We start from the raw sequence: 26768 nt of genomic DNA on the forward strand, positions 1-26768 counted from the left end.
TCAGACGGCCTCTTAAAACAAACAGGCCGTCTGAAACCATGTTAACGACCCTATTACGATACAGTCCCCAACGGAGACCTAAAATGTCTAAACTGACCCCTCGTGAAATTCTGACTGCCGGCGCAGTTGTGCCGGTAATGGCGATTGACGACTTGAGTACTGCCGTCGATTTATCCCATGCCCTTGTCGAAGGTGGCATTCCCACCCTCGAAATCACCCTGCGCACCCCTGTCGGCCTCGACGCCATCCGTCTGATTGCCAAAGAAGTGCCCAACGCCATCGTCGGCGCGGGTACGGTAACCAATCCCGAGCAGCTCAAAGCCGTCGAAGACGCAGGCGCGGTTTTCGCTATCAGCCCGGGTTTGCACGAATCCCTCGCCAAAGCCAGCCACAACAGCGGCATCCCCCTGATTCCCGGCGTTGCCACTCCGGGCGAAGTCCAACTGGCTTTGGAACACGGCATCGATACACTCAAACTCTTCCCTGCCGAAGTCGTCGGTGGCAAAGCCATGCTCAAGGCCCTGTACGGCCCTTACGCCGACGTGCGCTTCTGCCCGACCGGCGGCATCAGCCTGGCAACTGCTCCCGAATACTTGGCACTGCCTAATGTCTTGTGCGTCGGCGGCTCATGGCTGACTCCGAAAGAAGCCATCAAAAACAAAGACTGGGATACCATCACCCGTCTGGCTCGCGAAGCTGCCGCTTTGAAACCAAAAGCCTAATCAGGTTATAGGTTAAAAAAGAAAAGGCCGTCTGAATATGATTTCAGACGGCCTTTTTATATCAATTAAGCCAACACTTTCCGTGCCGCTTCCACACCCCAATACAAAGCCTCTTCAAATACCGAATAGCTGCTTAAATCACTGTGTGCAAACAATAATCCAGCATTTCGGTTTCTGATTTTTAATAAAGCCTCATCGCTTAAATAGCCGGGCTTCGGCACGCTCATGCCATGCCCGCGAACGGTAATGTCAACATGGGAAACGTGCCGCCAAAAGCCTTCGCCGTAAGCGGTAAGCAGATCTTGGGCGGCAAGCTGGAGCAACTCTTCGTCACTTGCTTCAAGTAGCTGGCGGCGGACGGCTTGTGGCGTATCGTGGTTGAGCGCGGCGTAGGCGGTAAAAATCGTGCGTTCAGGACGGGCAACCCGAATAAACTGGTTGGTCGCAACAACATAGCCTAGCCCTTGGCTGCCGTAAACCACGTTGTCCCACGCAAGTTCGCTGTTGTTTTTTTCTTTCGGAAAACTGTGCAGTTCAAAATTAGAAACCAGCCATGGCGCGTATTCGGGGATGTCCAGACCAAATTGTTCAGGAGATTCAATAATGCGGGCGGCAACCATCAGCGGCATGGCGGAGATAACGTGTTGCGCGGTGACGGCAACGGTTTCCTCTTTTGCATTATCACGCAGCCACACTTCAATCCGGCCGTCTGAAAGCGGTTTGACTTTGACGGCAGAAGCATTAACCGAAGCAGGTTTCTCCAAACGGATACGGTTTTCAGACGGCCATTGCCAGCCTTCCTGCAAACCGGCATGACGGCGCAGGTTTGCAGAAAGATGTGCCAAACCTTCGGGCCAGGTAAGGACGGTTTCCGCGCTGTTGCGGGCGGCAAAATAATGCAGTCCGGCAAAGGCAGACACTTGCCCGATACCTTGTCCATAATCGTCGCGGCAACAATAATCGAGATACCATAAAAGCTCGGGCGAGTGGTAACCTTCTTGCTCAAGCCATTGTTTGAACGTTAAATCATCAAGTTTGCGCCATGTCTCATCTACCGATGACAGCGCAATCGGAATGGCAAAAATTTTCTTACCGTCATTGCCGTAAGCCTGTTTCAGACGGCCTATCAAATCAAAAAACCGTTTGGAATCCGCATCTTCTTTCGGCAATAAATGTTCCACCCATTTATCCTGATATAAGAGGCGCGATTCGGGCGCATAGACCAAATCGGTTTCCCTAAAGCTGCCGTCTGACTGCAAAATACCGAAATCCGCCAGCATCTCGCGCACATACACGCTTTCTTTCGACGGCAAAGCCAAATAATGCGCACCACTCGGCGCTTTCAGGCCGTCTGAAGACGTATAGGCGGCATTGTTGCCATTGCGTTCAAACCCTTCTGCCAACAATACATCGCGGTGATTATGCTTCGCCAAATACCACAACGCCCCCAACCCAGCCGCACCGCCGCCGAGTATCAACGTATTGCACTCATAACGACGAGCCGGCGCTTGCAACAATTTTCGATCGCGCAACAAATGCCCCAGCGGCAAGCCGACACGGTTAATAGAAACCGACGGTTTGCGGTTGAAGTATTTGTAAGTCTGCCAAGAAAAAGCAGAAGCAGCGCCAAGCGCGGCGGTATAGCTGAGAAATTGACGGCGGGTTAGCATGTTTTATAAAAAGGTCGTCTGAAAAAATAAAAGTAAAACGGCACAACGAAGTTAAACAGATCTCACGTTATTTATGCCCTGCCGAATAACCATGATAGGAGCTGCCGGAATGCGATGAGTCGCTGTCTTCAGCTTTGACATAGTTGAACAAGACGGTAAGGAAAATGATGAAAGCAAAGAAAATAATCGTCCCTACCCGTTCTTCTTCGTAATCACGATCGTTTTTATATCTGTCAGAAACCCATATCCATACCAACGCACACAGACTGACCACTATACCGACAGGACTACGTAGATGCGGCGACAGCCAGGCCGGAAGGTTGACGATGATAAGAATCAGCATAGCAATGATACGGGCTACATTATCTCTACTCCCAACATTTCTATTGTCGCCCTTCAGCCAGTAAGAGAGCATCTCCTTAGTATCAAAAGACAGGCCGAATGCCTTTCTCATTTGACGGTAAGACACAGGACTGCTTTTACTCCAGACTATTTCATCCTTGCTCTGCTCAGAACACAGAATGACATTCCGGCCATAACTTTTCTTGCCGCTATATTCCTTGTAATGAAGCAAATCGCCTTGTTTGACTTTCCAATAAAAAGCACCAGCCGCTGCCTCGACCTGCCCGCGGTAATGATCAATCAACATTTCACCGGCAGGATTGCCACTTGAATCAAAGTCCGGCCATGTTTGTAAGGTTTCTGACAGCCGCCAGCGTTTTCCAGACTCAATCAGCCAGGCAAACCCTTGTTGAGTGTTATAAAGCAGATATTCCGTCCAGTATTCGGACTGATTTTGGTTATAGGACGATATTTCGGCAAATCTTACAGCCCCGATAATCAGATATTCTGTATCGTTCAGACGGCCTTTCGTACCTATGGAAAGTGTAAACAAGTTTTCTTGTTCTTTCCTTTGGGCATTTGCCTCCATCAACACAACAGTATCTTTTGTCGTGTTCAAACTGCTGCCGCAAGACTGACACAAAAGGAAAGAAGTAACACCACTTGGCCAATGGACAGGAGCGCCGCAATGCGGGCAGTTTTCAGAAAGAATCTCTCCTTTCAGACAGCCTGCACTTTCACGGATTTCATCATCACTGCGCTTATTTTCCAGCCTCAAACTGTCCAAACTGACTATGCGTCCGGAGTAGGAGTCCATTGGAAAAGTCGAATAATCCAAGGTCAAAAACAAATTGCCGCGTCGCCAGTCGCAAACCTCGCCTGTCGCTTGATTCCCAGATAAATTGAACGGCAATTCGCCTTGCGCATCAGTATTACGGTAATGTATGGTGCGGACGTCTGACGCAATAAAGGTTTGGCCATTAAAGACCAACGAACTGGAGCCGGCTTTCACCGACTTAAAATTTTTCGGCCCCCGTCTCCTCTTCTGAGCAAGCAAACAAGTCATCGCATATAAATCGCCAACCTCGGAAAGCCAGCCGGTCTGCCCGTCATCAAACAAGACATACCATTCATTCCATGCGCCGACATCGTAATGCACCTGCAATCGCCCAATCAGCGTAAATTTCCGATCGTCAAAAACGCCTCTCGTTCCAATCTGCAACGGACTGAAATCCTCCAGCAGCGCAGAATCACGCCCTGAATTGGCAACAAAATATCCGCTTCTCCCCTTACCGCTTCTAGCAACCAGCATACTGCGGCAATGACCACACACCAGCGTCACGGCAGTAGCGGAATACGCCTCCACAGGCGCACCACAGCTTGGGCAATCGGTTTTAAAAAAAGGCGTTTTTTCCATATAACGTCAATATTTCAGTTTAATCAGCACAAGGTTTAAGGCCGTCTGAAAACGGATTGAATATGCTTTCAGACGGCCTGACAGATTTTATTGTTCAACCGATGGTTATATATCGTCCAGTATACCTTCGCCACGTTGCGCAACCGTCCAAACAGCCCTTTCCGCCGCCAACTCCCTGCACAACACTTCCTTCACTTTTTCCAATTTCATGCCACCGCAGATAAATGCGTCAATGGCGACGAAGCGGTGTTCCGGCCAAGTGTGGATACTGATATGGGACTCGGCAAGCAGCAAAACACCGGTTACGCCGCCTGCGCCGCCGAAGGTATGGAAGTGTTCGGTCAATATGGTGGCTTCTGCGGCCTGTGCAGCAGCCATCAAAGCGGTTTTCAGACGGCCTTCATCTTTTAAGATGGCTTCATCGCAGCCATATAAGTCCAATAGGCCATGATTACCGGGCATGTGGGTCATTTATGGCCTCCAGAATAGCTACCGCTGGAAAAGCCACCGTAGCTTCCGCCTGAATGAACTCGGCTGCTGTCATCATCCAAATCAGACAAATCTGCATAATTCATCATCGTAACAAAAACAATCAAAGCCATTGCACAAATAACATATCCCACTCGAGAGATACTCTGTTCGCCATTTTCATCTCTCTTCCGTCCAACTATAAAAAGAGTATAGACACCCCAACCGATAAGAAATATATCGAACAGTATATCGAAGCCATTCATAAACAATGACGGAATATTGACGATAACCAAAATAGCAATCATCAGAAGTCGTAATTTTTCATCGATATCATCCGCACTCATTTTCACGGTATAAGATGATATTTTATTGGTCAGATTAAACGCATCTGCAATTTCCCGATAAGCAATTGGGGCACTTCTAGTCCATGCCATTTCGTGACTGTTTAGTTCGGAGCCAATCTTACGGCTTTGTCCGTCTCGGTAATCGCTGTAATAGTTCAAATCACCGTTTCGGACACGCCAATAAAACGCGCCGCTGGCAATCCTGACCCGTCCGCCATAGTCATAAAGTTTGCCATATCCTTGCGGTTGGCAGTTGCGGTCAAGGCGCGGCCAATCGTTCAAGGTTTCGGAAATATTCCAACCTTCATCAGTTTCAACCAGCCATAAGAAACCCTGAGTTGGGTTGTAAAGCAGATACTCCGTCCATTGCCCTTCTGGTGCCAATGTATGTTTGGCACCTTTGAACAAGTTATCAAATGTTTCCTGCGCATCTGTTTCTAAATATCGGATTGCGCCGATAACATGAAATTCTTTATTTTTCAGACGGCCTGTCGAGCCGACAGGCAAAGTAAACATCGTATTTTGTGACAAACGCAGATTGTTCGCGGTAATAAGCTCCGCTTTATCTTTGCCAACCGCCAATTCGCTGCCGCAACTTTGACAGTTAAGATGGGAAGTCAGCCCGTTGACCCAGTGGACGGACGAGCCGCAGTTGGGGCAGTTTTCTGAGGAAATACTGCCTTTCAGACGGCCTGCGCTTTCTTTGATTTCGTCTTCGCTGCGGGTGTTTTCCAGCTTCAAATCATCCAAGTTCACCATGCGGCCGAAGAAGGTTTCGGGGGTGTCGCCACTGTAATCGAGCGTGATGAAAAGGTCTTCGCAACGCCAGTCTGCGACTTTGTTCTGACGGTCTTCGTCCAAAACAAACGGCAGCTCACCCTGCGCGGCGGCGCGTTTCAAGCTGATTTTGCGGACATCGGAGGCAATATAGTGCTTATCTTGGAAAGTCAGCTCGCTAAATCCGGCTCGCGTGTCTTGAAATTTCGGCGGATTATCGATTTCGACCGGCATGGTCATCACATACAAATCGCCCGCCTCAGAAAGCCACCCGGCCCTGCCGTCGTCAAATAGCGCGTACCATTCATTCCACGCACCATCGTCGTATTGCACCTGAAGCCGTCCGACCAAGGTAAAGCGTTGAGCAACAAATGTGCCACTGGTTCCGATTTGCAGCGGACTAAAATCTTCCAGCAATGCGGAATCGCGGCCGGAGTCGACAACGCCGTTATCTTTCCGCACCAGCATGCTGTTGCAATAGCCGCACACCAGCGTCACGGCAGAAGCAGAATGCGCTTCGACAGGTGCGCCGCAGCTTGGGCAGTCGGTTTTGAAGAAAGGAGTTTGAGACATGGATTTGCTTTTCCAGAATGGGTTGGAATGTTTCAGACGGCCTTAGCGTTTCTATCAACTGGTTTTATCCATGATTTCAGATTAGAAACAAACCAAATCACCGAACGGACTCAATCAAATGATTCGAAAGGCCGTCTGAAACCTTTTCACAGAAGCAACTCAACGCTTCTTTGAATGATATTTTTCAGACGGCCTTCAATTGATCAACCAATCAGCTGCTTCAACACTTCAGCCTTGGCTTTATCAAAATCTTCTTGCGAAATCAAACCGCCATCCAGCAAAGACTTGAGTTTCATCAATTTCGCCTGCGGATCTTCGGCAGCCGGCTGAACATTTTGCTGAGCCTGTTGCGCATTCGGCTGCATCATGCCAGACATGGCACCCGCCATCGCCTGACCAATGCCGGCACCCACGCCCAAGCCTGCACCAATTCCGGCAAGTCCACCTTCATTTTGTGCTGCAAGTGGGATAGATTCGGCGGTTTGATATTGGGTGTAGCGTCCCAAATCTCCGATAACACCCATCGAAATTTTCTTATCCAACGCAGCCTGAATAGACGCGGGCAAGGTAATGCTTTCAACAGTGAAGTTTTCCAGCGCCAAACCCAGCTTGGCAAATTCCGCTCCAAGCAATTCGCCGATTTTTTGCGACAGCAAAACTTGGTTCGCCGCCATATCCAAGAACGGGATACCGGAGCTGCCAAACGCGGCCGCCAATTGGGTAACTGCAATATTACGCAGTTGGTTTTCCAAGTCTACGCCGCTGTATTGCGCCGCCACGCCGCTGACTTCTTTGAAGAATTTTGCCGGATCGCTGATACGGTAAGAATACATACCGAACGAACGCAGTTGCACCGCGCCAAACTCGGCATCGCGCACGGTAACAGGTTGGGATGTACCCCATTTACGTGCAAGCTGTTGTTTGGTGTTGAAAAAGTAAACATCCGATTTAAACGGAGACTCAAAAAGCTTGTCCCAGTTTTTCAAGTTGGTCAGCACTGGCAGCGTTTGCGTATTGAGCGTGTAACGCCCCGGCCCAAACACGTCGGCGGTTACGCCTTCATCGACAAACATCGCCATCTGCGCCTCACGCACAGTCAGGCTCGCACCGTTTTGAATCTCCTCATCGGCAATCGGAAAACGCCACATCAGCAGGCTGTCATCGGGATTTGGCCATTGAATAACGTCGATAAACTGTTTCTTGATAAAGTTGAACATCGCAGTTCCTTATTTGAAGAAGAAGGGATAACTTATGGGCAGTCAGGTTAATTTGCCTGATCGGTTATATCGCTTATTTTATACAAATAGAATGTCATATGATATAAACATTCAAAATGTCTTTATGCATGGGAATAGAGTGGGTTGCTCTATCTATTTTTAGTGTTAAACCCACTAGCCGACCCAGAAACATTAACATATAATTAAAATTCATGCAGACTCTGTTTTACACTATTTTTCTGCTTTTACCTGCGCTATATCATAAAAAAGACAAATACAGGTAGAAAATCATTAAACACCATACCAAGCGTTCACTACACCTGTTAATATTTACCAAATCCTAGAAATTCATCATGCTGTATTGTCAAATTATCACATTGGCTTTCATAAAGTAAAAGGAATTTATATGAAAAATTCTGCTCATTTCTGTTTTGCAGTGTTAGCACTCTCTGCTGCCGTAAGTACACAGGCTGCCCGCCCTGTTGAATTTACCGTTGGTAGCGAATATTACAACGAGACCTATCGCGAATACGAAAAAGATGGTAGTCGCTTAATGCAGCAAAAAGGCAACTTATGGTCTATTAATGCCGGCGTAAAATACCGTTTCAACGATCGCCATGCGGCAAAATTAGAAGGCCGTTATTCGCGCGGTAAAACAGATTACACAGGAAGCGTACAATATATAACTGAGGATTATATCGACGATTCAGCAAGTTATGGCTCAGCCACACTCAAAAATGCACCACGCCGCGCATACGATATCCGTGCCTTATACGAATATACACTCCCGATTAACGATCGCTTTAGCATTACTGCCGGAGCCGGCTTGGGACACCGTGTTCTGAGAGACTTAAGCAGCCGCATTGATCCTAATGATTATGACCGCAAAAACCGAACCACATATGCGCAAATCAATACCGGAGTAAATATCGCCCTTCCTGCAAACTTTGAGATATCTCCCCGCATTGCCTACAATCGTGCCGTGAAAGGCCGCCAATATTCTTACGAACCCGACCAAGTAGAAACCCGAATGAAACAAGGCGGCGGACAAGGTATTGAGGTTGAAGTGCCTATATCTAAAAAATTCGCGAACGGTTCCAAAATCAGCCTCACCCCATTCTATCGAGGCTGGAAAGTTAAAGAATCGAACCTTACCGTTACGGAAGAGTATGACTCATATGGATTGGGATCTATAGAACCTAAAAACCACACCCACGAAACGGGCGTAAGATTGCAATACTCTTTCTAATTTGACGAATTTAAGTAGTTAAAACGTTTCAGACGGCCTTGTATATAACAGGCCGTCTGAATTTTTTGATACTTTCAAAATTTCACTATAACGCCAATACCATCAGACATAAGACATTATCAGTCAAAAAATCTACCGATAATTTCTCCAGGCAGGAGTTAGGATCCGCACATCTTTTGCTATCCAACCGACCATCAAAATCAAGTCAAGCAAGCCGCATTCAAAATACCGATCGAGATGGACACTGCGCCAAACAACGCGCCGACGGCGACATTGTTGCCGATAAGTTCTGCGGTAGCGCCTTTAATCATCATGGTGGCGGCGAAATAGACAAAAATCTGAATTACGGCTGCGGCAAGGGCCCACAGGATAAAATCGATGAAGCTGACGCTGTGTGCAATGCTTGAGGCAAGCGTCAGACAGAAACCGACCAACGCGCCGCCAAATGACAAGGCGCAGGCAAGGTTGCCGTTTTTAATCAGGCGCAATTCTTCAACGGGTGTAATCCGCAGATATACGGCAGCAAAAACAACGGTCATGGCGATACCTGCCAACATGTATTGCAGGTAGAGCAGATATTGGGACAGAGAAATACTCACGATAAGATTCCTTGGTTTGCAATAAAGTGATTATGCCATATTTTTGAAGATAAACCCTTCGGAAAATATGGCATTTTTAGAAGCGCTTCAGGCCGTCTGAAACGGTCTGATTTTTAATTCATGTTTTATTGTGATAATTGTTGACGATTTTTGTATGTTTATGTAACTATTGCGCACCGCTATTTATTAGAGCAAAGAGGAGAATATGAGCATACTTGCCGCCATCCGCCCTAAAGAGCCTTTGCGCCATCTGCGCTGGTTTGACATGCTGATTGTGACCGCTATCCTGTTCGGTCAATTTGCCTACCGTTCTACCCAACTTTATATCGCCAGCCTGATGCCGCAAGTAGAAACAGCCGCCGTTGCCGAAGAGGCTCGCAATACTGCGGTAACCGGCGTAGCTTATTCTGAAAACATGAGCCTACAGTTGACGCTGCTTGCTATTGCTCTGATTTACCTCATTATTCGCCGTTTCGACTTCAAACAATTGCCGATTCGTTTTAACTTAGGCGTGTTGTTTTGGACGCCTGTGATTTTTATCCTGATGGGTCTGACCGCCGATGCGGTAACTTCGTTAAGCGGCGGCTACAATTACTTTACCACTGAAATCTTCCAATACATCAAACCATTATCCATCTTCGACAAATTCGCCGCCCTTGCGCCGATGGCCATCCTCTACGGCCTTTTAAACGGCTTTTACGAAGAATTCTGTTTCCTCGGCCTCTTGACCTGCGTGGAAGACAAATACAAATGGCAGGCATTGGCCTATTCGACCTTGGTTCGCGTCTCCTTCCATACTTACCAAGGCATGCTTTGGGCGACCGTTATCGGCGTTGTTTTCGGCTTGATGTACTACTTCTTCTACAAATACAAAGTCAAAAACCTGCTGCCGTTTTTCCTGATTCACGCCTTGGCAGATATCTTCGGCTCCGGCTTCATCTATTTGATTTGCGCTTAATAGCAACGGTTGGATGAATAAACAAGGCCGTCTGAAACATCATTTTTCAGACGGCCTTTTATTATCTATCGGTTTACTTAATCAAAGTAATTGCCACATCCGCATCTTCGGTTGCAACTGCCTCAATCACTGCATCGCCGCCAAACCGTAACACCGAGCCTGCGCCGACCGTATGTTTTTCAGTCTGATTCAACGTCACGTCAAAGCTTCCTTTTCCAACGGCAAAAATCAGTGTTTTAAAACCCGGATGATCGTGCGGCTTAATTTGCTCCCCTTTCTTCATGTCTTTCTTAACAACCATATAATTTTCGCCGCTGAAAATCTTACCGTTTTCGGAAGAAACCTCTCCCAAAGGCGCGGCAGAAACGGCAATGGAAAACAAAGCAGACAGCAATACAGCAGGAATATTAGATACTTTCATGACAAGCCTTTCTTAAAACAGGGCTTCCATTCTATAAAAACCCGCTTTATTATTCAATAACAATTCTCATTTCCTAATAAAAAGGCCGTCTGAAACCCAACGATATTTTTCAGACGGCCTGATTGACCTGTATAATATTTTCTTATTAATAAAATCGCTTTACATACCCATCAAATGGAAACCATCAGAAAAGATCCGCTCGGCTCGGCATGGGTGGTTATTGCCACGCTCGGCTTTACCGTCATGAACCTCTCCGTCAAAGCCGCCTCTACACATTTCGGTTTTTCCAGCGGCGAGCTGGTCTTTTGGCGCATGCTGGTCTCCACCCTGTTCTTAGGCATCATGGCCAAAGTGCAAGGCAACACATTTTCCACGCCGCATTGGAAAACCCATCTCAACCGCAGCGTCATCGGCACGCTTGCCATGATGTGCACGCTTTATTCCGTCATACATCTGCCGCTGGCAACAGGCGTCACGCTCAACTACACCTCCTCCATCTGGCTTGCCATCTTTTCATTTTTCATTTTAAAAGAAAGAATTACGCTTTATACCCAAGCCATTTTGGTTATGGGCTTTATCGGCGTTATCCTGTTGCTCAATCCATCTTTTCAAGGCGGACAGGAATTTGCCGCACTGGTCAGTTTGGCAGGCGGCGCCATGTCAGGCTGGGCGTATTTGCAAGTGCGCGAACTCTCGCTTTTGGGCGAACCGGGCTGGCGCGTGGTGTTTTATTTGTCGCTTACCGGCCTGATTATGGGCGCAGTCTGGAGCACCATCACAGGCTGGCATCCGCTGACCATCTCTTCCCTGCCCTATCTGGCCGGCATCGGCATCTCCGCCATGATTGCACAATTGGCCATGACCCGCGCCTATAAGGTCGGCAAGAAATTTACCGTTGCCTCGCTTTCCTACCTGACCGTCGTTTTCTCCGCCCTGTCCGGCGTATTGCTTTTCGGCGATAAAATCACTTGGCAGGAAGCTGTCGGCATGGTTATCATTGTTGCAGGCGGCGTGTTCAGCAGTTTTACTCCGGCCTCAATCAAAAAATTTCTGATGAAGCAATAATTTAACAAGGAGAACACCATGATTTCCATCCGCGAACAATCTTACGGCTTAAACGTAGCGCTGTACAACGAGTTCACTTTGGACGATTTCCGCCAATTGGAAGAAGCCTTGTTGGCCGCAAAACAAAAAGTCCATCTGCCCGACGTCCTGTTGGACTTGTCCATGCTGAAAGACTTCACCATCGATATGGCGGTCGAACAAATCAAATTCCTCAACCAACATGAAACCGACTTTGGCCGCGTTGCCGTCATTACCGACGACATTTGGATCAAACTCGGCGCGCGCCTGTCCAGCCTCTTGACCAACCAACATCCCAAATATTTCAGCGATGCCACCGAAGCACAGGCTTGGTTGTTGGCAAGCAATTTGAAATAAAGACAAGGCCGTCTGAACGCATTACCTGAGCAAATTCAAAACCGCTTAGGCCCAAAATCAACGGTATCACAATATTTTTCAAAGCATAAGAAAGGCCGTCTGAAACCTTGCAACCTGCAAAGTTTCAGACGGCCTTTCATCGTTTTTATTCAAAAACTTACATCACATCCAACACATCAATACCCAACAACTCCAAGCCTTGTTTCAGCGTGTCGCCGGTCAGCTTCGCCAGTTGCAGACGGCTGTTGCGGGTTGCGCCTTCTGATTTCAAAATCGGGCAGGCTTCGTAGAAGCGGCTGAACAAGGTAGCGATTTGATAGAGGTAGGCAGCGAGGTAGTGCGGATACGCAGTATCTGCCACGCTTTGCAGCACGTCTTCAAATTTCAGCAACTCGGCGGCCAGTTGTTTTTCCAAAGGTTCGGTCAAAACGGTTGGCGCGGTTGCGTCCCATTCGCCTGCTTTGCGGAACACGCTTTGCACGCGTGTGTAGGCGTATTGCAGGTAAGGAGCGGTATTGCCTTCAAACGAAAGCATGGCGTCCCAGTCGAACACATAATCGCTGGTGCGGTTTTTGCTCAAATCGGCGTATTTGACCGCGCCGATACCGACGGTTTTGCCAATTTTTCCTGCTTCGTCTGTGCCCAATTCAGGGTTTTTCTCTTTCACCAAAGCGGTGGCACGCTCAACAGCTTCAGTCAGCAGGTCAACCAGTTTTACGGTGTCGCCGCTGCGCGTTTTGAACGGTTTGCCGTCTTTGCCCATCATGGTGCCAAAGCCGATAAACTCGGCTTTTACATCTTCCGGCAGATAGCCTGCTTTGCGGGAAGTGGTAAAGAGTTGCTCAAAGTGCAGGGCTTGGCGGTGGTCGACGACGTACAGCAGGCGGTCGGCTTTCAGACGACCTATGCGGTAGCGCAGGCATGCCAAGTCGGTGGAAGCATAAAGGAAGCCGCCGCCTTGTTTTTGCACGATAAATGCGGCAGGTTCGCCTTCTTTGTTTTTAAACTCGTCTAAGAACACGACTTTCGCGCCGTCGTCTTCGACTGCCAGACCTTTTTGGACCAAATCATCGACCACGGGCTGCAAATCGTCATTGTATTTCGATTCGCCCGCCACGTCTTCAGGGCTCAGTTTCAAGCCCAATGTGTCGTAAACGGCTTGGGCGTGCGAGAGCGAAATATCGACAAACTGTTTCCACAACGCCAACACGGTTTCATCGCCGCCTTGCAGCTTCACAACGTATTCGCGCGCGGTGTCGGCAAAGGCAGGGTCTTCGTCAAAGCGCACTTTGGCGGCGCGGTAAAACTGCTCCAAATCCGCCAGTTCAAACGCGGCATTGTCTTTCTGCTGCTCGACCAAATAAGCGACCAACATGCCGAACTGCGTACCCCAGTCGCCGACGTGGTTTTGGCGGATGACGGTGTTGCCCATAAATTCCAACACGCGTGAAATGCTGTCGCCGATGATGCTGGAGCGCAGATGGCCAACGTGCATTTCTTTTGCCAGATTGGGCGAGGAATAGTCGATAACGACAGTTTGCGGTTTGTCAGTTTTCGCTATGCCGAAACGCGCGTCGTTTAAAGCCGCATGAATGTTTTGGGCGAGAAATTCGGGACGCAGGCGCAGGTTGATAAAGCCGGGGCCGGCCACTTCCGCGCTTTCAATCACGGCGTTGCCCGCCAATGCTTCGGCGACCTTTGGCGCCAATTCGCGCGGATTTTGTTTGGCTTTTTTTGCCGCACCCATCACGCCGTTGATTTGGAAATCGCCGTGTTCGGCGTTTTTGGTCGGCTGCAAAACAACGGGACTGTCGGCGATGCCTGCGGCGGCAAAGGCGGCGGCGGCTTCGCGTTCGACGGTTTGGTATAAATTCATGTTGTCGGTCTCTATCAATTCAAATCAGGCGGTATTTTAAAAGAATTTCGGGCTTTAAAACAGGGCAAGCTGCAATACTTTTCCAGCGGCTTGTTATATGATTGCATTCTGATTCAACGATTTTGCTGTCAAGGCCGTCTGAAAGGAAAAGCCATGAACCCGAAAAATACGCTTTGTCTGATTGTCGATATTCAAGAACGCCTGCTGCCCGCCCTTTCCGGCGCGGACGAAATGTTGGAACGCTGCCGCCTGCTGATTCAAGGCTTGACGGCTTTGGACGTACCCTTTGCCGTAACCGAACAATATCCGAAAGGTTTGGGCAACACCGTATCCGCCGTATCGCTGCTGTTGCCCGAAGGTACGCCTATTGTCGAGAAAACCCGATTTTCAGCGTTTTTACCCGAAATTCAGGAAATATTACGCAAAAACGACATTAAAAACGTTATTTTAGTTGGAGCGGAAGCGCATATCTGTATGCTTCAGACGGCCTTGGATTTGAAGGCGCAAGGTTACGCCGTATCCCTGCCTTTTGAATGTACCGCCTCGCGCACAACGGCCAACCGTGACAATGGTTTGGCGCAACTAAGCCGTCAGGGCATTATCATTTCCAATGTCGAAAGTATTTTGTTCCAACTGCTTGGCGATGCCAAACATCCGGCCTTTAAGACTATCTCCAAACTGATTCAATAACAGGCCGTCCGAAATGCAATACACCATCCGCCCTGCCCTGCGCCAAGATCTACCCGCCATCGTCGATATTTACAACAGCACCGTGGCCACGCGCCAATCTACGGCCGATTTGTCGCCGACCACGGTTGCCGAACGCGAAATGTGGTTTGCCGCACACACGGACAAACGCCCGATCTACGCCCTTTACGATGCCGACGGCACCGTATTGGCCTGGGGCAGTTTCAGCGACTACCATCCGCGCTACGCCTACCACATCAGCGCGGAAGTCAGCGTTTATGTCCGCCACGATATGCGTGGCGCAGGCGTGGGCAAAATCCTGTTGCGGCACATGCTCGAACGCGCGCCGTCCTTAGGCATCCGCAACGTCATCGCGCTTGTGTTCGGCCACAACTATCCGAGCCTGAACCTGTTTCACCGTTTCGGTTTTGAAGAATGGGGGCGGCTGCCGCAAGTCTGCGATTTGGACACCATGTTGGCAGACGTGGTGATTTTGGGCAAAAGGATTGTGGATTGATTACGGCAAAGGCCGTCTGAAAACTGAATTCAGACGGCATTTTGACGGTAAAACCTTTATTCCGGTTTCTTCGCCAGCATGGTAACGAATTTAAACTGAATCGGATTGCCGAATTCGTCTTTCGCGTGCATCGAACCCAGCTCTTCCTTGTATTCCACCAATTCCCAGTCTTTATAGTATTCGCGCAACTCGCCTTCGCCAAACTTGAATGGGAACGGCATCGGGCAAGGGAAATCTTCCGTATCCATCGCAGAAACGATCAGGTTGTAGCCACCGGGGTTGGTGTGTTCCTTCATATTGGCAATCACGTCAGGAACGTAACGCGGCATCAGGAACATAAACACCACGGTCGCCACCATATAATCGAAGTTTTCCTGAATATTGGCGGCGTTGAGGTCGTATTCAAACGCGCGGACATTCAGTTCTTCGATACGCGCCAGCTCTTCCACGTTTTGAACCGCGTTCGGATTATTATCGACAGCGGTAACGTCAAAACCTTTCAAACCCAAATACAGCGCATTGCGGCCCTGACCACAGCCCATATCCAAAACCTTGCCGACGGGCACGATGCCTTCGGCGGCACGGACAGCCGAATGTGTCGCGCTCATGCTGTATTTCTTATTGAAATAGTCCGCCGCCTCGCAGTAAAACGACAGTTGGATTTCCGTATCTTGCGTTTGCGGCGCGATAAAGTGCCATGCTTGCGGATGGATAATCCAATCGCCGCTTTCAGGCGTCAGCTCGTGCGTGGCCGTAATATTGCCCGCCTCGTCCACTTCGTTGAAGTTCAGACGGCCTTGGAGGACATTGAGGCAGCCCCAAGTACCGGCGGCAGTATTGTGTTTGGACAACAAGGCTTCGGGAATCTCGTCCGCCGTCCATACCGGCATCTGTTTGTAACAAAACAATTCTTGCTGTTCGCTCATCATATTTCCTTTCTATTTTGACGGTTTCAACACGGCTTCTGCCAAGGCTTTCTGAATGGCAATAAAGTGCAGGCAATTTTGAGATATTTTAAAACTCTTTGATAATTGACCATCTTTCCAATCTAGAACTCTAAGTGCTGTATTAAGCCTTCTTCAGGTTCTTGGCTTCGGAAAATCAGCCATAACCTTAACACATCAACCATAATTCCACGAGGCAAAGTGAGATAAAGTGATTCCTCTTCTTGAGCAAAGAGAAAATAAAAATTCACTTGATCGTTCATCACCTCAACACCCCAAGAATTGGAAGAAATATCCGCTTCTTGAATCGTCTCATCTGTTAAGATTGACAATGAATGATCCAAAAAAGAGAAATAATTTGGACCACCCATTGGATCATTCAAATAGCCGGTTAATGGATTTAATTGGTGATTTTCTTCCAAATAGCAAGCCGGAATAATTTGCCCTTTATGTTGAATATACGTAAAAATAAGTTTCATCTTTACTCCTGCTCAGCACTTGGGAAAGCTGTGACGACAGGATAGGTATAACCTTCTACACGTACGCCTGAATTTGAAATGCCAACCCACATACCTTCAGCTTTACGAATAGAATCTAAATCATCTACTTGATTCATATAAGCAGAATTAATTTCCACTTTGATACGATCTGCCGTCCACGTTTGAGGAAACATCAAGGTCTCCCCATTATTGTTAGTTTTAGTCATATATTGATTAGTTTCACTATCAAAAGCGGAAATTTGTGCAAGATATACGCCATTTGGATAAGTATATAATATCCGATCAACACGTATATTGCCTAAGGCGGCATGGCCACCGATCATGACTGTCATTTATAAGCATCCTCTGAGTCGATAACTTCTTGGTAGTTTGGGTCCTTAATCGATTTATTTAAAAAATCAATCCATCGTCTAATAATAAAGATAAATTCTATTTTAGGTAGTTTAATTTGATATTGCTTATTATCTGAATCGTATAAAAAGAATATATAAACATTATCTCCTACTACATCCACTCCCCAAGAATTAGAAGATATATCCTCTTCTCTATTATTTATCAAAATATTCAGAATATCCTTAAGAAATTCTTTATATTCAATTTTATCTCCTAAGTCATCATTCAAATAAGATATTAACGGTATATAATCCCCCTTAAACTCTGAGTCACATGTTGGAATAAATTCTTTTTTTACCTCATTAAAATAATACTCAAATATAATTCTCATATTTTCTACTTAAAATCAATTGGCTCTGTTACCTTATAAACATTTTTATTTTCTTGCTCGTTGATGTAATGATCTTTTTGGCGATTAGAAACCCTTTCATTCAATCCTTTATTTCGATTTCCTCCTATATTTAGCTATATCTTCTGATTAATTAACCGCATTTTTAGTCTTGGATTTCGACATCCCTCTAGCCCTAACCAACGCCAATCCAGCACAACTTAACGAATGATAAAGTGCAGGGTATTTTACACGCGCAAACCGTATTTGCCGATATTTCAGACGGCCTTATGTTATGATACCGCCTTATTCGACAAAGACATGCCCATGGATAAACCCGTTTACCTCTACACAGACGGCGCATGCAAAGGCAATCCCGGCGCAGGCGGCTGGGGGGTATTTATGCGCTACGGCACACATGAAAAAGAACTGTTCGGCGGTGAGGCCGAAACCACCAACAACCGCATGGAGCTGACCGCCGTCATCGAAGGCCTGAAATCCTTAAAACGCCGCTGCCAAGTCGTCATCTGTACCGACTCGCAATACGTCAAAAACGGCATGGAAAGCTGGATACACGGTTGGAAAAAAAACGGCTGGAAAACCGCCGCCAAAAAACCGGTTAAAAACGACGATTTATGGAAAGAGCTGGATAGTTTGGTTCAACAACACGATGTCCGCTGGACGTGGGTAAAAGGCCACGCCGGACACCCTGAAAACGAAAAAGCCGACGAACTCGCTAATCAAGGGGCGGCAAAATTTGCATAACACTTCACCCATGACTGTACTCAAATATCTCAAACCATTCTTTTGGATTGCCATCATTGCATTGATTTGTGTGACGCCCATAGCGCTGATGTTCGCCTATTCGCCCTTTCATGATGTCAATGATTATTTTAACTTTGGATTGTGCGATCACATTGAGAGTGCCGAAGAATGTGACGACTTAATCACGCCTTCCTATTTATTTTGGTGGTTTATACCCAAACCGTGGCTTTTCGCATTCATCACGCTGACTGCTATTTACCTCATTCTAAAAATCCTGATTGAAATCATCCGATTCCTATTCAGACTGAGAAAGAAAAACCCATGACCTGCCCCATCTGCACTGCCGACAACGAAGACATTTTGCTGCAAACGCCCAATCTGCGCGTTATCGCCGTCCACAACGAAGCCGGCGCACCGGCATTCTGCCGCGTTATTTGGAATGACCATGTTTCCGAGATGACCGACCTTTCCCCTGCCGAACGCAACGAAATCATGGAAATGGTGTATCAGGTTGAATCCGCAATGCGCCAAGTCTTCCGCCCGGCCAAAATCAATTTGGCCAGCCTCGGCAATGTTGTGCCCCACCTGCATTGGCACGTCATGGCCCGCTTTGAAAACGACGCCAACTTCCCCGCGCCGATTTGGGCCGCGCCCGTACGCGAACACGGTATGGCCTTGCCCGAAAACTGGCCGCAACAAATCAAAAACTTAATCGCTTAAACTTTCAGACGGCCTGTAAGGTCCGACATGCCAAGTTCAGGCCGTCTGAACATATAACGAAAGGAAAACCTCAATGAACTCCACCACGCGCCGCCATTTCCTGCGTACCTGCTCTGCCGCGGCAGGCGCAGGGTTGTTGCAAGCCTGCGGCACAGGCACGACCACCACGCCGCAAACCAAAACCACTTCTACCACCGCGAAAGCGAAAACCGTGCAACCTAAGCAACCCCATCCGCCACGTTCCGGCGACAACCTCCTGCGCGTTGTTGCGCCGTCAGGCTTCGCCGAAGACCCCAACCGCGTAACCACCGGCCTTACCCGCCTCTACAACGCAGGCTTTACCGTAACCAACCAACAGGCAGGCAGCCGCCGTTACCAACGCTTTGCCGGCAGCGACGCCCAACGCGCCGCCGACTTCCAAGACGTTGCCAGCGGCCGCGTCGAAACGCCCAAAGTCTTGATGGGCCTGCGCGGCGGCTACGGCGCGGCACGCATCCTGCCGCAAATCGACTTTTCCTCACTCGGCGCCAGAATGCGCGAACGCGGCACATTGTTCTTCGGTTTCAGCGACGTATGCGCCGTCCAACTCGCACTGTTGGCCCAAGGCAATATGATGAGCTTTGCAGGCCCGATGGTGTACAGCGAATTCGGCAAAGCAGACCCCAGCGTCTTTACCATGGATTCCTTCATCCGCGGCACGACCAACAACGTCAACATCGTTGATGTCCCAACCATCCAGCGCGCCGATGTCAACGTCGAAGGCACATTGTGGGGAGGCAACCTCAGCGTGCTCGCCTCCCTCGTCGGTACGCCTTACATGCCCGATATTCAAGGCGGCATCCTCTTTATCGAAGACGTCAGCGAGCAACCCTACCGCATCGAACGTATGCTCAACACGCTTTATCTGTCAGGTGTTTTGCAAAAACAACGCGCCATCATCTTCGGCGATTTCCGCATGGGCACCATCCGCGACGTGTACGACTCCAGCTACGATTTCTCCGCCGTCGTCAACCACATTTCGCGCACCGCCAAGATTCCTGTGTTGACCGGTTTCCCATTCGGCCACATCACCAACAAAACCACTTTCCCGTTGGGCGCGCATGCCAAAGTCCGCAGTACCGGCAACGGCGGTTATTCCGTTACCTTCAGCGGCTACCCTACGCTGAACCCTTCCGCGCTGACACTCGACAGCCTGCTGCCGCCTCCTGTTCCGACTTACGACAGCACCATCTACCGCGACAGCATCACTGAAGAAGTCACCGAATAAGGCTTGTTCAAATCAAAAGGCCGTCTGAAACCCAGTTTCAGACGGCCTTTTTATCTTCATCTTAACCGTAACGCCGTTGAAAATCTTTCATAAAGTCGGCCAACGCGTTCACACCTTCAAGCGGCATCGCATTGTAAATGCTGGCACGCATACCGCCGACGGTTTTATAGCCCTTAAGCAGGCACAAGCCCTGCAACTCTGCTTCCAACACAAAACGGCGGTCCAAGTCTTCGCTTGCGGTTTTGAAGACCACGTTCATTTTGGAGCGCGCATCAGGATGGATATCGTTGATGTAAAAACCGCCGCTGCCGTCTATCGTCTCATACAAGGTTTGCGCCTTTATTCGATTGACCGCTTCAATTTTTTTCACACCGCCCTGCGTTTGCAACCAGCGGAACACCAAGCCCGACATATAAATCGCATAAGTGGACGGCGTGTTGTACATACCGTCGCGGTTGATGTGCGAACGGTAGTTGAACACATCAGGAATATCGTTCGGACAACGCTCAAGCAAATCCTCGCGGATAATGACCACGGTCGCACCGGCGGGGCCGATATTTTTTTGCGCGCCGGCATAAATCAAGCCGTAATCGGATACATTAAACTCACGCGATAAAATCTCGCTCGACATATCGCACACCAACGGTGGCAGGCCGTCTGAAAGTTTGGGGACGTTTTGATACTGCAAGCCGTTTACGGTTTCATTAATCGCAAAATGAACAAACGCAGAATTCGGGTTGACATCCCAATCCTCAACCGCAGGCAGGTTTTTATAGGCATATTGCTCGCCACCATGCGCGGCCAAACGGATTTCGGCATTACTCAAACGGCTCATCTGCTCATAGGCAATACGGCTCCAGTTGCCCGTTACCACCGCATCGGCAGTCGAAAAACCGTGCGCCAAATTCATGGCCACCATATTGAATTGCGTGGTCGCACCGCCCTGTAAAAACAGGATTTTATAGTTGGACGGAATATTCAAAAGCTGGCGCAAGTCTTGTTCAGCATGATGCAGAATACTCAAAAACATATCCGAACGGTGGCTCATCGCCATCACGGGGAAACCCGTACCGTTGTAGTCGAACATTTCCTGTTGCGCGGTACGCAATACCGCTTCCGGCAATACGGCAGGACCTGCGGAAAAATTGTAAATCGGGTGTGCGGACATGGCGGCCTTCTTTCTTATTCGGTGGGTATAAAGAAATTGTAGAACCGCCTTGCACATTGTGCAAGCACGAAAAATCAGGAAATCCAAGGCCGTCTGAAAACAAAGCAACACCAATTATTTGTTTTCCAAAATAATTTCAAAAACACTACATCAAAACTTGTCAACAATTTCCTTTTCAGACGGCCTCAACTCTCCCCTTTACATTTAAGCAATCACTTCAAAAAATCCACGCCAAATCAACACTTTTCTTTTATCTTGAAAACAGTTATAATAGGCCAATTTTTCAAATCACACGAAAAATGGCCGCGCGGCCATTTTTTTGTTTATGTACTTCTGGAGAAGCATGGATATTCAAAGCATTCTTGATAAAACCCTGCCCGGCTTGGGCTACGAGCTGGTCGATTTCGAACTGACCGCACAAGGCGATTTGCGAGTTTTCATCGATAAAGAAGGCGGCATCACCGTCGAAGACTGCGCTACTGTCAGCAACCATCTGAGCCGCGTGTTTATGGTTGAAGACATCGACTACAAACGTTTGGAAATCTCCAGCCCTGGCCTTGACCGCCCGTTGAAAAAAGCCGCCGACTTCGTACGCTTTGCCGGCCAGAACGCCAAAATCAAAACACGCCTGCCGATTGATGGTCAGAAAAACTTCATCGGCCGCATCGAATCTTGCGAAAACGACATCGTTACCGTCTCTTTCGACGGCAAAACCGCCCAAATCGAATTGAGCAACATCGACAAAGCCCGTTTGCGCCCCGAATTTAAATTTTAAAAACCGATTACTTGGAGATTCTAAAAAATGAGTCGCGAAATGTTACAGCTGGCCGAAGCGCTGGCAAGTGAAAAAAACGTTGAAACGGAAGTCGTATTCAAAGCCCTTGAATTCGCCCTCTCTACTGCTGCTAAGAAAAAAGCCGACCGCGAGCACATGGACGTGCGTGTCGAAATCGACCGCGATACCGGCGAATACCAAACCTTCCGCCGCTGGCTGATTGTTGCCGATGAAGACTATACCTACCCCGACGTAGAAAAAACCATCGAGGAAATCCAAGAAGAAATTCCCGGCACCACCATCCAAATCGGCGAATACTACGAAGAGCAGCTGCCAAACGAAGGCTTCGGCCGCCAAGCAGCGCAAACAGCCAAACAAATCATTCTGCAACGCATCCGCGATGCAGAGCGCGAGCAAAACCTGAACGAGTTCCTCGCTTCTAAAGAAGACATCGTTTCCGGCACGGTAAAACGCGTCGAGCGCCACGGCATCATCGTTGAAGTCGTCGCGGGCAAACTCGACGCACTGATTCCGCGCGAAGAAATGATTCCGCGCGAGAACTTCCGCAGCGGCGACCGCATCCGCGCCCTTTTCCTGCGTGTGGACGAAATCGGCAATACCGGCCGCAAACAAGTCATTTTGAGCCGTACCAGCGGCGACTTCTTGGCCAAACTCTACGCCAACGAAGTGCCTGAAATTGCAGACGGCCTGTTGGAAATCCGTGAAGTAGCACGCGATCCCGGCCAACGCGCCAAAGTTGCCGTTAAAGCCAACGACCAACGCATCGACCCGCAAGGTACTTGTATCGGCGTGCGCGGTTCCCGTGTTAACGCCGTGAGCAACGAATTGTCCGGCGAACGCATCGACATCGTATTGTGGTCTCCTGAGCCTGCCCAATTTGTGATGAACGCGCTGTCTCCTGCAGAAGTGAGCCGCATCGTGATTGACGAAGATAAACACGCCGTTGACGTGATCGTTGATGAAAACCAACTGGCGCTGGCCATCGGCCGCGGCGGTCAAAACGTCCGTCTGGCTTCCATCCTGACAGGCTGGCAGCTGAACATCATGACCGTTGAAGAAGCCGATGAGCGCAATGCCGCCGAAGACGCGGTTATCCGCAACCTCTTCACCACCCACTTGAACATCGACGACGAAACCGCCGATATCTTGGTGGAAGAAGGCTTTGCCACTTTGGAAGAAGTTGCATACGTTCCAGCTGCAGAATTGCTCGCCATTGACGGCTTTGACGAAGAAATCGTTGAAACCCTGCGCAATCGCGCACGCGATGCGATCCTGACCATGACCATCGCCGCAGAAGAAAAACTGGGCGAAGTTTCTGAAGACATGCGCAATTTGGACGGCGTAGATTCCGATATGTTGCGCAAACTGGCCGAAGCCGGCGTTACCCAACGCGATGATCTGGCCGAATTGTCTGTTGACGAATTGGTCGAAATTACCGGTGTTGATGAAGAAGAAGCCAAAAAAGTGATTTTGGCTGCACGCGAACACTGGTTTACTGAAGAAAACAACTAAGGGGGTACTGAATGAGTAATACAACCGTAGCGCAATTTGCCGCCGAACTAAACCGCCCCGTCGATGATTTGCTTAAACAATTGAAAGAAGCCGGGGTCAATAAAAACAGCGGTAATGACAGCATAACCACTGACGACAAACAACTGTTGACTGCTTACCTGCAAAGGAAAAACGGCAGCAACAGCGGCACCATCAGCATCCGCCGCAAAAAAACCGAAGTCAGCACCGTTGACGGCGTAAAAGTGGAAACACGCCGCCGTAGCCGTGCCGTTACCATTCCTTCTTCCGAAGAGTTGGCAGCAGAAGCCAAAGCCAAAGTAGCAGCGGAAAACCAAAAAGCCGAAGCAGAAAAAGCAGCCGCTCAAGCTGCTGAAGAAAAAGCTGAAGCAGAAGCTGCCGCAAAAGCCGAAGCCCGCGCCAAAGCAGAGGCCGAAGCAGCCAGACTGAAAGCTGCCAAAGCTGCACCAAAAGCGGAAGGTAAACCTGCCGAAGCCCAAAAAGAAGAAACCAAACCGGTTGAAGCCAAGGCCGAAGCAAAAGTTGAAGCTAAAGCAGACAATAAGCCGTCTGAAAAATCCGTTGAAGCTGAAAAACCGGCCGAAGCCAAAAAACCTGCCAAAGCCAAACAAGACAAAGGCGGTAAAGGCAAAGAAGCGAAAAAGGCAGCCAAACCTGCCGTTCCTGCCGTACCGCAACCTGTCGTCAGCGTGGAAGAACAGGCTCAACGCGATGAAGAGGCCCGTCGTGCCGCCGCCCTGCGTGCGCATCAAGAAGCCTTGTTGAAAGAAAAACAAGAGCGTCAAGCACGCCGTGAAGCCATGAAACAACAGGCTGATCAAGACTCAAAACCTACTAAAGAAGCCAAATCAGGCGAACGCAACAAACCTGCCGAGAAAGCAAAAGCGGCATCCGGCGAAGGCAAATCCGAACACAACGCGCGCGGTAAAAAAGAAGACCGTCGTGACCGTGACGAAGAAAACCAAGGCCGTAACGCCAAAGGCAAAGGCGGCAAAGGCGGCCGTGACCGCAACAATGCACGCAATGGCGACGACGAACGCGTACGCGGCGGCAAAAAAGGCAAAAAACTCAAACTTGAGCCAAACCAACACGCCTTCCAAGCGCCGACCGAACCTGTCGTACACGAAGTTTTGGTACCTGAAACCATTACCGTTGCCGACTTGGCACACAAAATGGCCGTTAAAGGCGTCGAAGTGGTGAAAGCCCTGATGAAAATGGGCATGATGGTAACCATCAACCAATCTATCGACCAAGACACTGCCCTGATTGTCGTGGAAGAACTCGGCCACATCGGCAAACCTGCCGCAGCCGACGACCCTGAAGCATTCTTGGATGAAGGCGTTGAAGCAGTAGAAGCCGAAGCATTGCCGCGTCCGCCGGTGGTTACCGTGATGGGTCACGTTGACCATGGTAAAACTTCCCTGCTGGACTACATCCGCCGCGCCAAAGTGGTACAAGGCGAAGCAGGCGGCATTACCCAACACATCGGCGCATACCACGTTGAAACCCCACGCGGCGTGATTACCTTCTTGGATACTCCGGGTCACGAAGCGTTTACCGCCATGCGCGCGCGCGGTGCGAAAGCAACCGATATCGTGATTCTTGTGGTTGCAGCCGACGACGGCGTGATGCCGCAAACCATCGAGGCAATTGCCCACGCTAAAGCCGCGGGTGTACCGATGGTGGTTGCCGTCAACAAAATCGATAAAGAAGCCGCCAACCCAGAGCGTATCCGCCAAGAGCTAACCGCGTACGAAGTCGTGCCTGACGAATGGGGCGGCGATGTACAGTTTATCGACGTTTCCGCTAAAAAAGGCCTGAACATCGATGCATTGCTCGAAGCCGTCTTGCTCGAAGCCGAAGTTTTGGAACTGACTGCCCCAGTCGATGCACCTGCCAAAGGTATCATCGTTGAGGCACGTTTGGACAAAGGTCGTGGCGCGGTTGCCACATTACTGGTTCAAAGCGGTACGCTGAAAAAAGGCGATATGCTGCTGGCCGGTACTGCATTCGGTAAAATCCGTGCAATGGTTGACGAAAACGGCAAAGCCATCAATGAAGCCGGCCCTTCTATCCCTGTCGAAATCCTCGGCTTGTCCGACGTACCGAACGCAGGCGAAGATGCAATGGTATTGGCCGACGAGAAAAAAGCGCGCGAAATCGCCCTCTTCCGTCAAGGCAAATACCGCGATGTACGCTTGGCCAAACAACAGGCAGCGAAACTGGAAAACATGTTCAACAACATGGGTGAAAACCAAGCCCAATCCTTGTCTGTCATCATCAAAGCAGACGTACAAGGTTCTTACGAAGCTTTGGCGGGCAGCCTGAAAAAACTGTCCACAGACGAAGTGAAAGTGAACGTGTTGCACAGCGGCGTTGGCGGCATTACCGAATCTGATGTCAACTTGGCCATCGCTTCCGGCGCATTCATCATCGGCTTTAACGTCCGTGCAGATGCTTCCGCACGCAAACTGGCTGAGAATGAAAACGTGGAAATCCGTTACTACAACATCATTTACGATGCCATCGACGACGTGAAAGCCGCCATGAGCGGTATGCTCTCTCCGGAAGAGAAAGAGCAAGTAACCGGCACGGTCGAAATCCGTCAGGTTATCTCCGTTTCCAAAGTCGGCAATATTGCAGGCTGTATGGTTACCGACGGTGTGGTCAAACGCGATTCCCATGTCCGCCTCATCCGCAACAACGTGGTTATCCATACCGGCGAGCTATCTTCTTTGAAACGCTACAAAGACGACGTCAAAGAAGTCCGCATGGGCTTCGAATGTGGTCTGATGCTCAAAGGCTACAACGAGATTATGGAAGGCGACCAACTCGAATGTTTCGACATCGTCGAAGTTGCCCGTACTCTGTAATCAGACAGGCCGTCTGAAAAATCAGAAGCAGGTTTTGCAATGCGAAACCTGCTTCTGATTTTTCAGACGGCCTTTTTACAACCATTCATAGTTTGAAACTATGGAAATTGATGTGTGGTATATAAGAAACAAAACAGCCGCACAAGGCAAAGCCATTTGGCAAAAGAATAGACGGCAAACTAAGACTGATAAGGCTCTCTACAT

At 49.1% G+C, this 26768-nt stretch carries 27 protein-coding genes; 14 read left to right on the top strand and 13 right to left on the bottom strand.

Annotated features, from left to right (window positions below; genetic code table 11):
- The first annotated feature begins 83 nt into the window (after nt 1-83).
- A complete protein-coding gene (locus CYJ98_RS06500) occupies nt 84-722 on the top strand; it encodes a bifunctional 4-hydroxy-2-oxoglutarate aldolase/2-dehydro-3-deoxy-phosphogluconate aldolase (protein WP_003745733.1) in 639 nt (212 codons plus the stop codon).
- Nucleotides 723-787: 65 nt separating this feature from the next.
- Here the strand turns inward: CYJ98_RS06500 and CYJ98_RS06505 are convergent, their stop codons facing one another.
- The 5 genes from CYJ98_RS06505 to CYJ98_RS06525 form a co-directional block, all read right to left on the bottom strand.
- On the bottom strand, nt 788-2392 hold the full coding sequence (locus tag CYJ98_RS06505; protein WP_101755309.1) for an NAD(P)-binding protein: 1605 nt from the start codon (nt 2390-2392) through the stop codon (nt 788-790).
- A gap of 67 nt (nt 2393-2459) precedes the next feature.
- Complete coding sequence (locus CYJ98_RS06510) at nt 2460-4151, bottom strand: DUF4178 domain-containing protein (protein WP_101755308.1); 1692 nt, start codon at nt 4149-4151, stop codon at nt 2460-2462.
- A 105-nt stretch (nt 4152-4256) separates the two neighbouring features.
- Nucleotides 4257-4622 (bottom strand): adenosylmethionine decarboxylase, encoded by a 366-nt coding sequence (gene speD / locus CYJ98_RS06515; RefSeq protein WP_070588314.1) that lies wholly within the window; start codon nt 4620-4622, stop codon nt 4257-4259.
- Complete coding sequence (locus CYJ98_RS06520) at nt 4619-6316, bottom strand: DUF4178 domain-containing protein (RefSeq protein WP_101755307.1); 1698 nt, start codon at nt 6314-6316, stop codon at nt 4619-4621. The genes speD and CYJ98_RS06520 overlap by 4 nt, the downstream gene beginning before the upstream one ends.
- A 203-nt stretch (nt 6317-6519) precedes the next feature.
- Nucleotides 6520-7533: an SPFH domain-containing protein gene (locus tag CYJ98_RS06525; RefSeq protein WP_101755306.1), complete on the bottom strand. Its 1014-nt coding sequence runs from the start codon at nt 7531-7533 to the stop codon at nt 6520-6522.
- A gap of 406 nt (nt 7534-7939) precedes the next feature.
- Between CYJ98_RS06525 and CYJ98_RS06530 the strand changes: the two genes are divergently transcribed.
- Complete coding sequence (locus tag CYJ98_RS06530; RefSeq protein WP_101755305.1) at nt 7940-8782, top strand: outer membrane beta-barrel protein; 843 nt, start codon at nt 7940-7942, stop codon at nt 8780-8782.
- 200 nt (nt 8783-8982) lie between these two features.
- On the opposite strand, the gene CYJ98_RS06535 is transcribed toward CYJ98_RS06530, so the two are convergent.
- Nucleotides 8983-9381, bottom strand: a complete 399-nt coding sequence (locus CYJ98_RS06535) for a DUF350 domain-containing protein (protein WP_039861961.1) — start codon at nt 9379-9381, stop codon at nt 8983-8985.
- Between the two features lie 205 nt (nt 9382-9586).
- On the opposite strand from CYJ98_RS06535, the gene CYJ98_RS06540 reads away from it, so the two are divergent.
- Nucleotides 9587-10339: a type II CAAX prenyl endopeptidase Rce1 family protein gene (locus CYJ98_RS06540; protein WP_101755304.1), complete on the top strand. Its 753-nt coding sequence runs from the start codon at nt 9587-9589 to the stop codon at nt 10337-10339.
- A gap of 73 nt (nt 10340-10412) precedes the next feature.
- On the opposite strand, the gene CYJ98_RS06545 is transcribed toward CYJ98_RS06540, so the two are convergent.
- A complete protein-coding gene (locus CYJ98_RS06545) occupies nt 10413-10760 on the bottom strand; it encodes a hypothetical protein (protein ID WP_101755303.1) in 348 nt (115 codons plus the stop codon).
- A gap of 174 nt (nt 10761-10934) precedes the next feature.
- Between CYJ98_RS06545 and CYJ98_RS06550 the strand changes: the two genes are divergently transcribed.
- A complete protein-coding gene (locus tag CYJ98_RS06550) occupies nt 10935-11825 on the top strand; it encodes a DMT family transporter (RefSeq protein WP_101755302.1) in 891 nt (296 codons plus the stop codon).
- A gap of 18 nt (nt 11826-11843) precedes the next feature.
- A complete protein-coding gene (locus tag CYJ98_RS06555) occupies nt 11844-12200 on the top strand; it encodes an STAS/SEC14 domain-containing protein (RefSeq protein ID WP_101755301.1) in 357 nt (118 codons plus the stop codon).
- A 157-nt stretch (nt 12201-12357) separates the two neighbouring features.
- Here CYJ98_RS06555 and argS read toward each other — a convergent pair whose 3' ends face one another.
- On the bottom strand, nt 12358-14076 hold the full coding sequence (argS, locus tag CYJ98_RS06560) for an arginine--tRNA ligase (RefSeq protein ID WP_101755300.1): 1719 nt from the start codon (nt 14074-14076) through the stop codon (nt 12358-12360).
- 153 nt (nt 14077-14229) lie between these two features.
- On the opposite strand from argS, the gene CYJ98_RS06565 reads away from it, so the two are divergent.
- Together CYJ98_RS06565 and CYJ98_RS06570 are read left to right on the top strand one after the other, a co-directional pair.
- Nucleotides 14230-14766 carry an isochorismatase family protein gene (locus tag CYJ98_RS06565; RefSeq protein WP_101755299.1) on the top strand — a complete coding sequence of 179 codons (537 nt, stop codon included), beginning with the start codon at nt 14230-14232 and terminating at the stop codon, nt 14764-14766.
- Nucleotides 14767-14779: 13 nt separating this feature from the next.
- Complete coding sequence (locus tag CYJ98_RS06570) at nt 14780-15280, top strand: GNAT family N-acetyltransferase (RefSeq protein ID WP_101755298.1); 501 nt, start codon at nt 14780-14782, stop codon at nt 15278-15280.
- A gap of 56 nt (nt 15281-15336) precedes the next feature.
- Here the strand turns inward: CYJ98_RS06570 and tehB are convergent, their stop codons facing one another.
- From tehB to CYJ98_RS06590, 4 genes are all read right to left on the bottom strand, one after another.
- Entirely contained in the window at nt 15337-16206 is an 870-nt protein-coding gene (gene tehB / locus CYJ98_RS06575) for an SAM-dependent methyltransferase TehB (RefSeq protein ID WP_167382856.1), read from the bottom strand.
- A 122-nt stretch (nt 16207-16328) separates the two neighbouring features.
- The gene (locus tag CYJ98_RS06580; protein ID WP_049330917.1) at nt 16329-16703 is read right to left on the bottom strand and encodes a DUF5376 family protein; all 375 of its coding nucleotides are present in this window, start codon (nt 16701-16703) and stop codon (nt 16329-16331) included.
- Between the two features lie 2 nt (nt 16704-16705).
- Nucleotides 16706-17056, bottom strand: a complete 351-nt coding sequence (locus CYJ98_RS06585) for an EndoU domain-containing protein (RefSeq protein WP_003745697.1) — start codon at nt 17054-17056, stop codon at nt 16706-16708.
- Nucleotides 17053-17448, bottom strand: a complete 396-nt coding sequence (locus CYJ98_RS06590; RefSeq protein WP_003745696.1) for a DUF5376 family protein — start codon at nt 17446-17448, stop codon at nt 17053-17055. The genes CYJ98_RS06585 and CYJ98_RS06590 overlap by 4 nt, the downstream gene beginning before the upstream one ends.
- A 324-nt stretch (nt 17449-17772) precedes the next feature.
- Here CYJ98_RS06590 and rnhA point away from each other — a divergent pair, with 324 nt between their 5' ends.
- The 4 genes from rnhA to CYJ98_RS06610 all read left to right on the top strand — a co-directional run bounded on the left by rnhA (nt 17773) and on the right by CYJ98_RS06610 (nt 20197).
- Entirely contained in the window at nt 17773-18210 is a 438-nt protein-coding gene (gene rnhA, locus CYJ98_RS06595; RefSeq protein WP_036473212.1) for a ribonuclease HI, read from the top strand.
- 10 nt (nt 18211-18220) lie between these two features.
- Nucleotides 18221-18535 (top strand): hypothetical protein, encoded by a 315-nt coding sequence (locus CYJ98_RS06600; protein WP_070765124.1) that lies wholly within the window; start codon nt 18221-18223, stop codon nt 18533-18535.
- Nucleotides 18532-18930, top strand: a complete 399-nt coding sequence (locus tag CYJ98_RS06605) for an HIT family protein (RefSeq protein WP_070765125.1) — start codon at nt 18532-18534, stop codon at nt 18928-18930. The genes CYJ98_RS06600 and CYJ98_RS06605 overlap by 4 nt, the downstream gene beginning before the upstream one ends.
- Before the next feature lie 73 nt (nt 18931-19003).
- Nucleotides 19004-20197 carry an LD-carboxypeptidase gene (locus tag CYJ98_RS06610; RefSeq protein WP_101755296.1) on the top strand — a complete coding sequence of 398 codons (1194 nt, stop codon included), beginning with the start codon at nt 19004-19006 and terminating at the stop codon, nt 20195-20197.
- A 61-nt stretch (nt 20198-20258) separates the two neighbouring features.
- Here CYJ98_RS06610 and serC read toward each other — a convergent pair whose 3' ends face one another.
- Entirely contained in the window at nt 20259-21365 is a 1107-nt protein-coding gene (serC, locus tag CYJ98_RS06615) for a phosphoserine transaminase (protein ID WP_101755295.1), read from the bottom strand.
- A gap of 343 nt (nt 21366-21708) precedes the next feature.
- On the opposite strand from serC, the gene rimP reads away from it, so the two are divergent.
- Genes rimP through infB form a run of 3 tightly spaced genes read left to right on the top strand, consistent with a single transcriptional unit; the run spans nt 21709 to nt 26564 of the window.
- Nucleotides 21709-22140, top strand: coding sequence for a ribosome maturation factor RimP (rimP, locus tag CYJ98_RS06620; protein WP_003685973.1), 432 nt, complete (start codon nt 21709-21711; stop codon nt 22138-22140).
- A 27-nt stretch (nt 22141-22167) separates the two neighbouring features.
- Nucleotides 22168-23673: a transcription termination factor NusA gene (nusA, locus tag CYJ98_RS06625; RefSeq protein WP_101755294.1), complete on the top strand. Its 1506-nt coding sequence runs from the start codon at nt 22168-22170 to the stop codon at nt 23671-23673.
- A gap of 11 nt (nt 23674-23684) precedes the next feature.
- Nucleotides 23685-26564 carry a translation initiation factor IF-2 gene (gene infB / locus CYJ98_RS06630; protein ID WP_101755293.1) on the top strand — a complete coding sequence of 960 codons (2880 nt, stop codon included), beginning with the start codon at nt 23685-23687 and terminating at the stop codon, nt 26562-26564.
- Nucleotides 26565-26768: the final 204 nt, after the last annotated feature.

The sequence above is a fragment of the Neisseria perflava genome, assembly GCF_002863305.2.
GTDB lineage: Bacteria > Pseudomonadota > Gammaproteobacteria > Burkholderiales > Neisseriaceae > Neisseria > Neisseria perflava_A.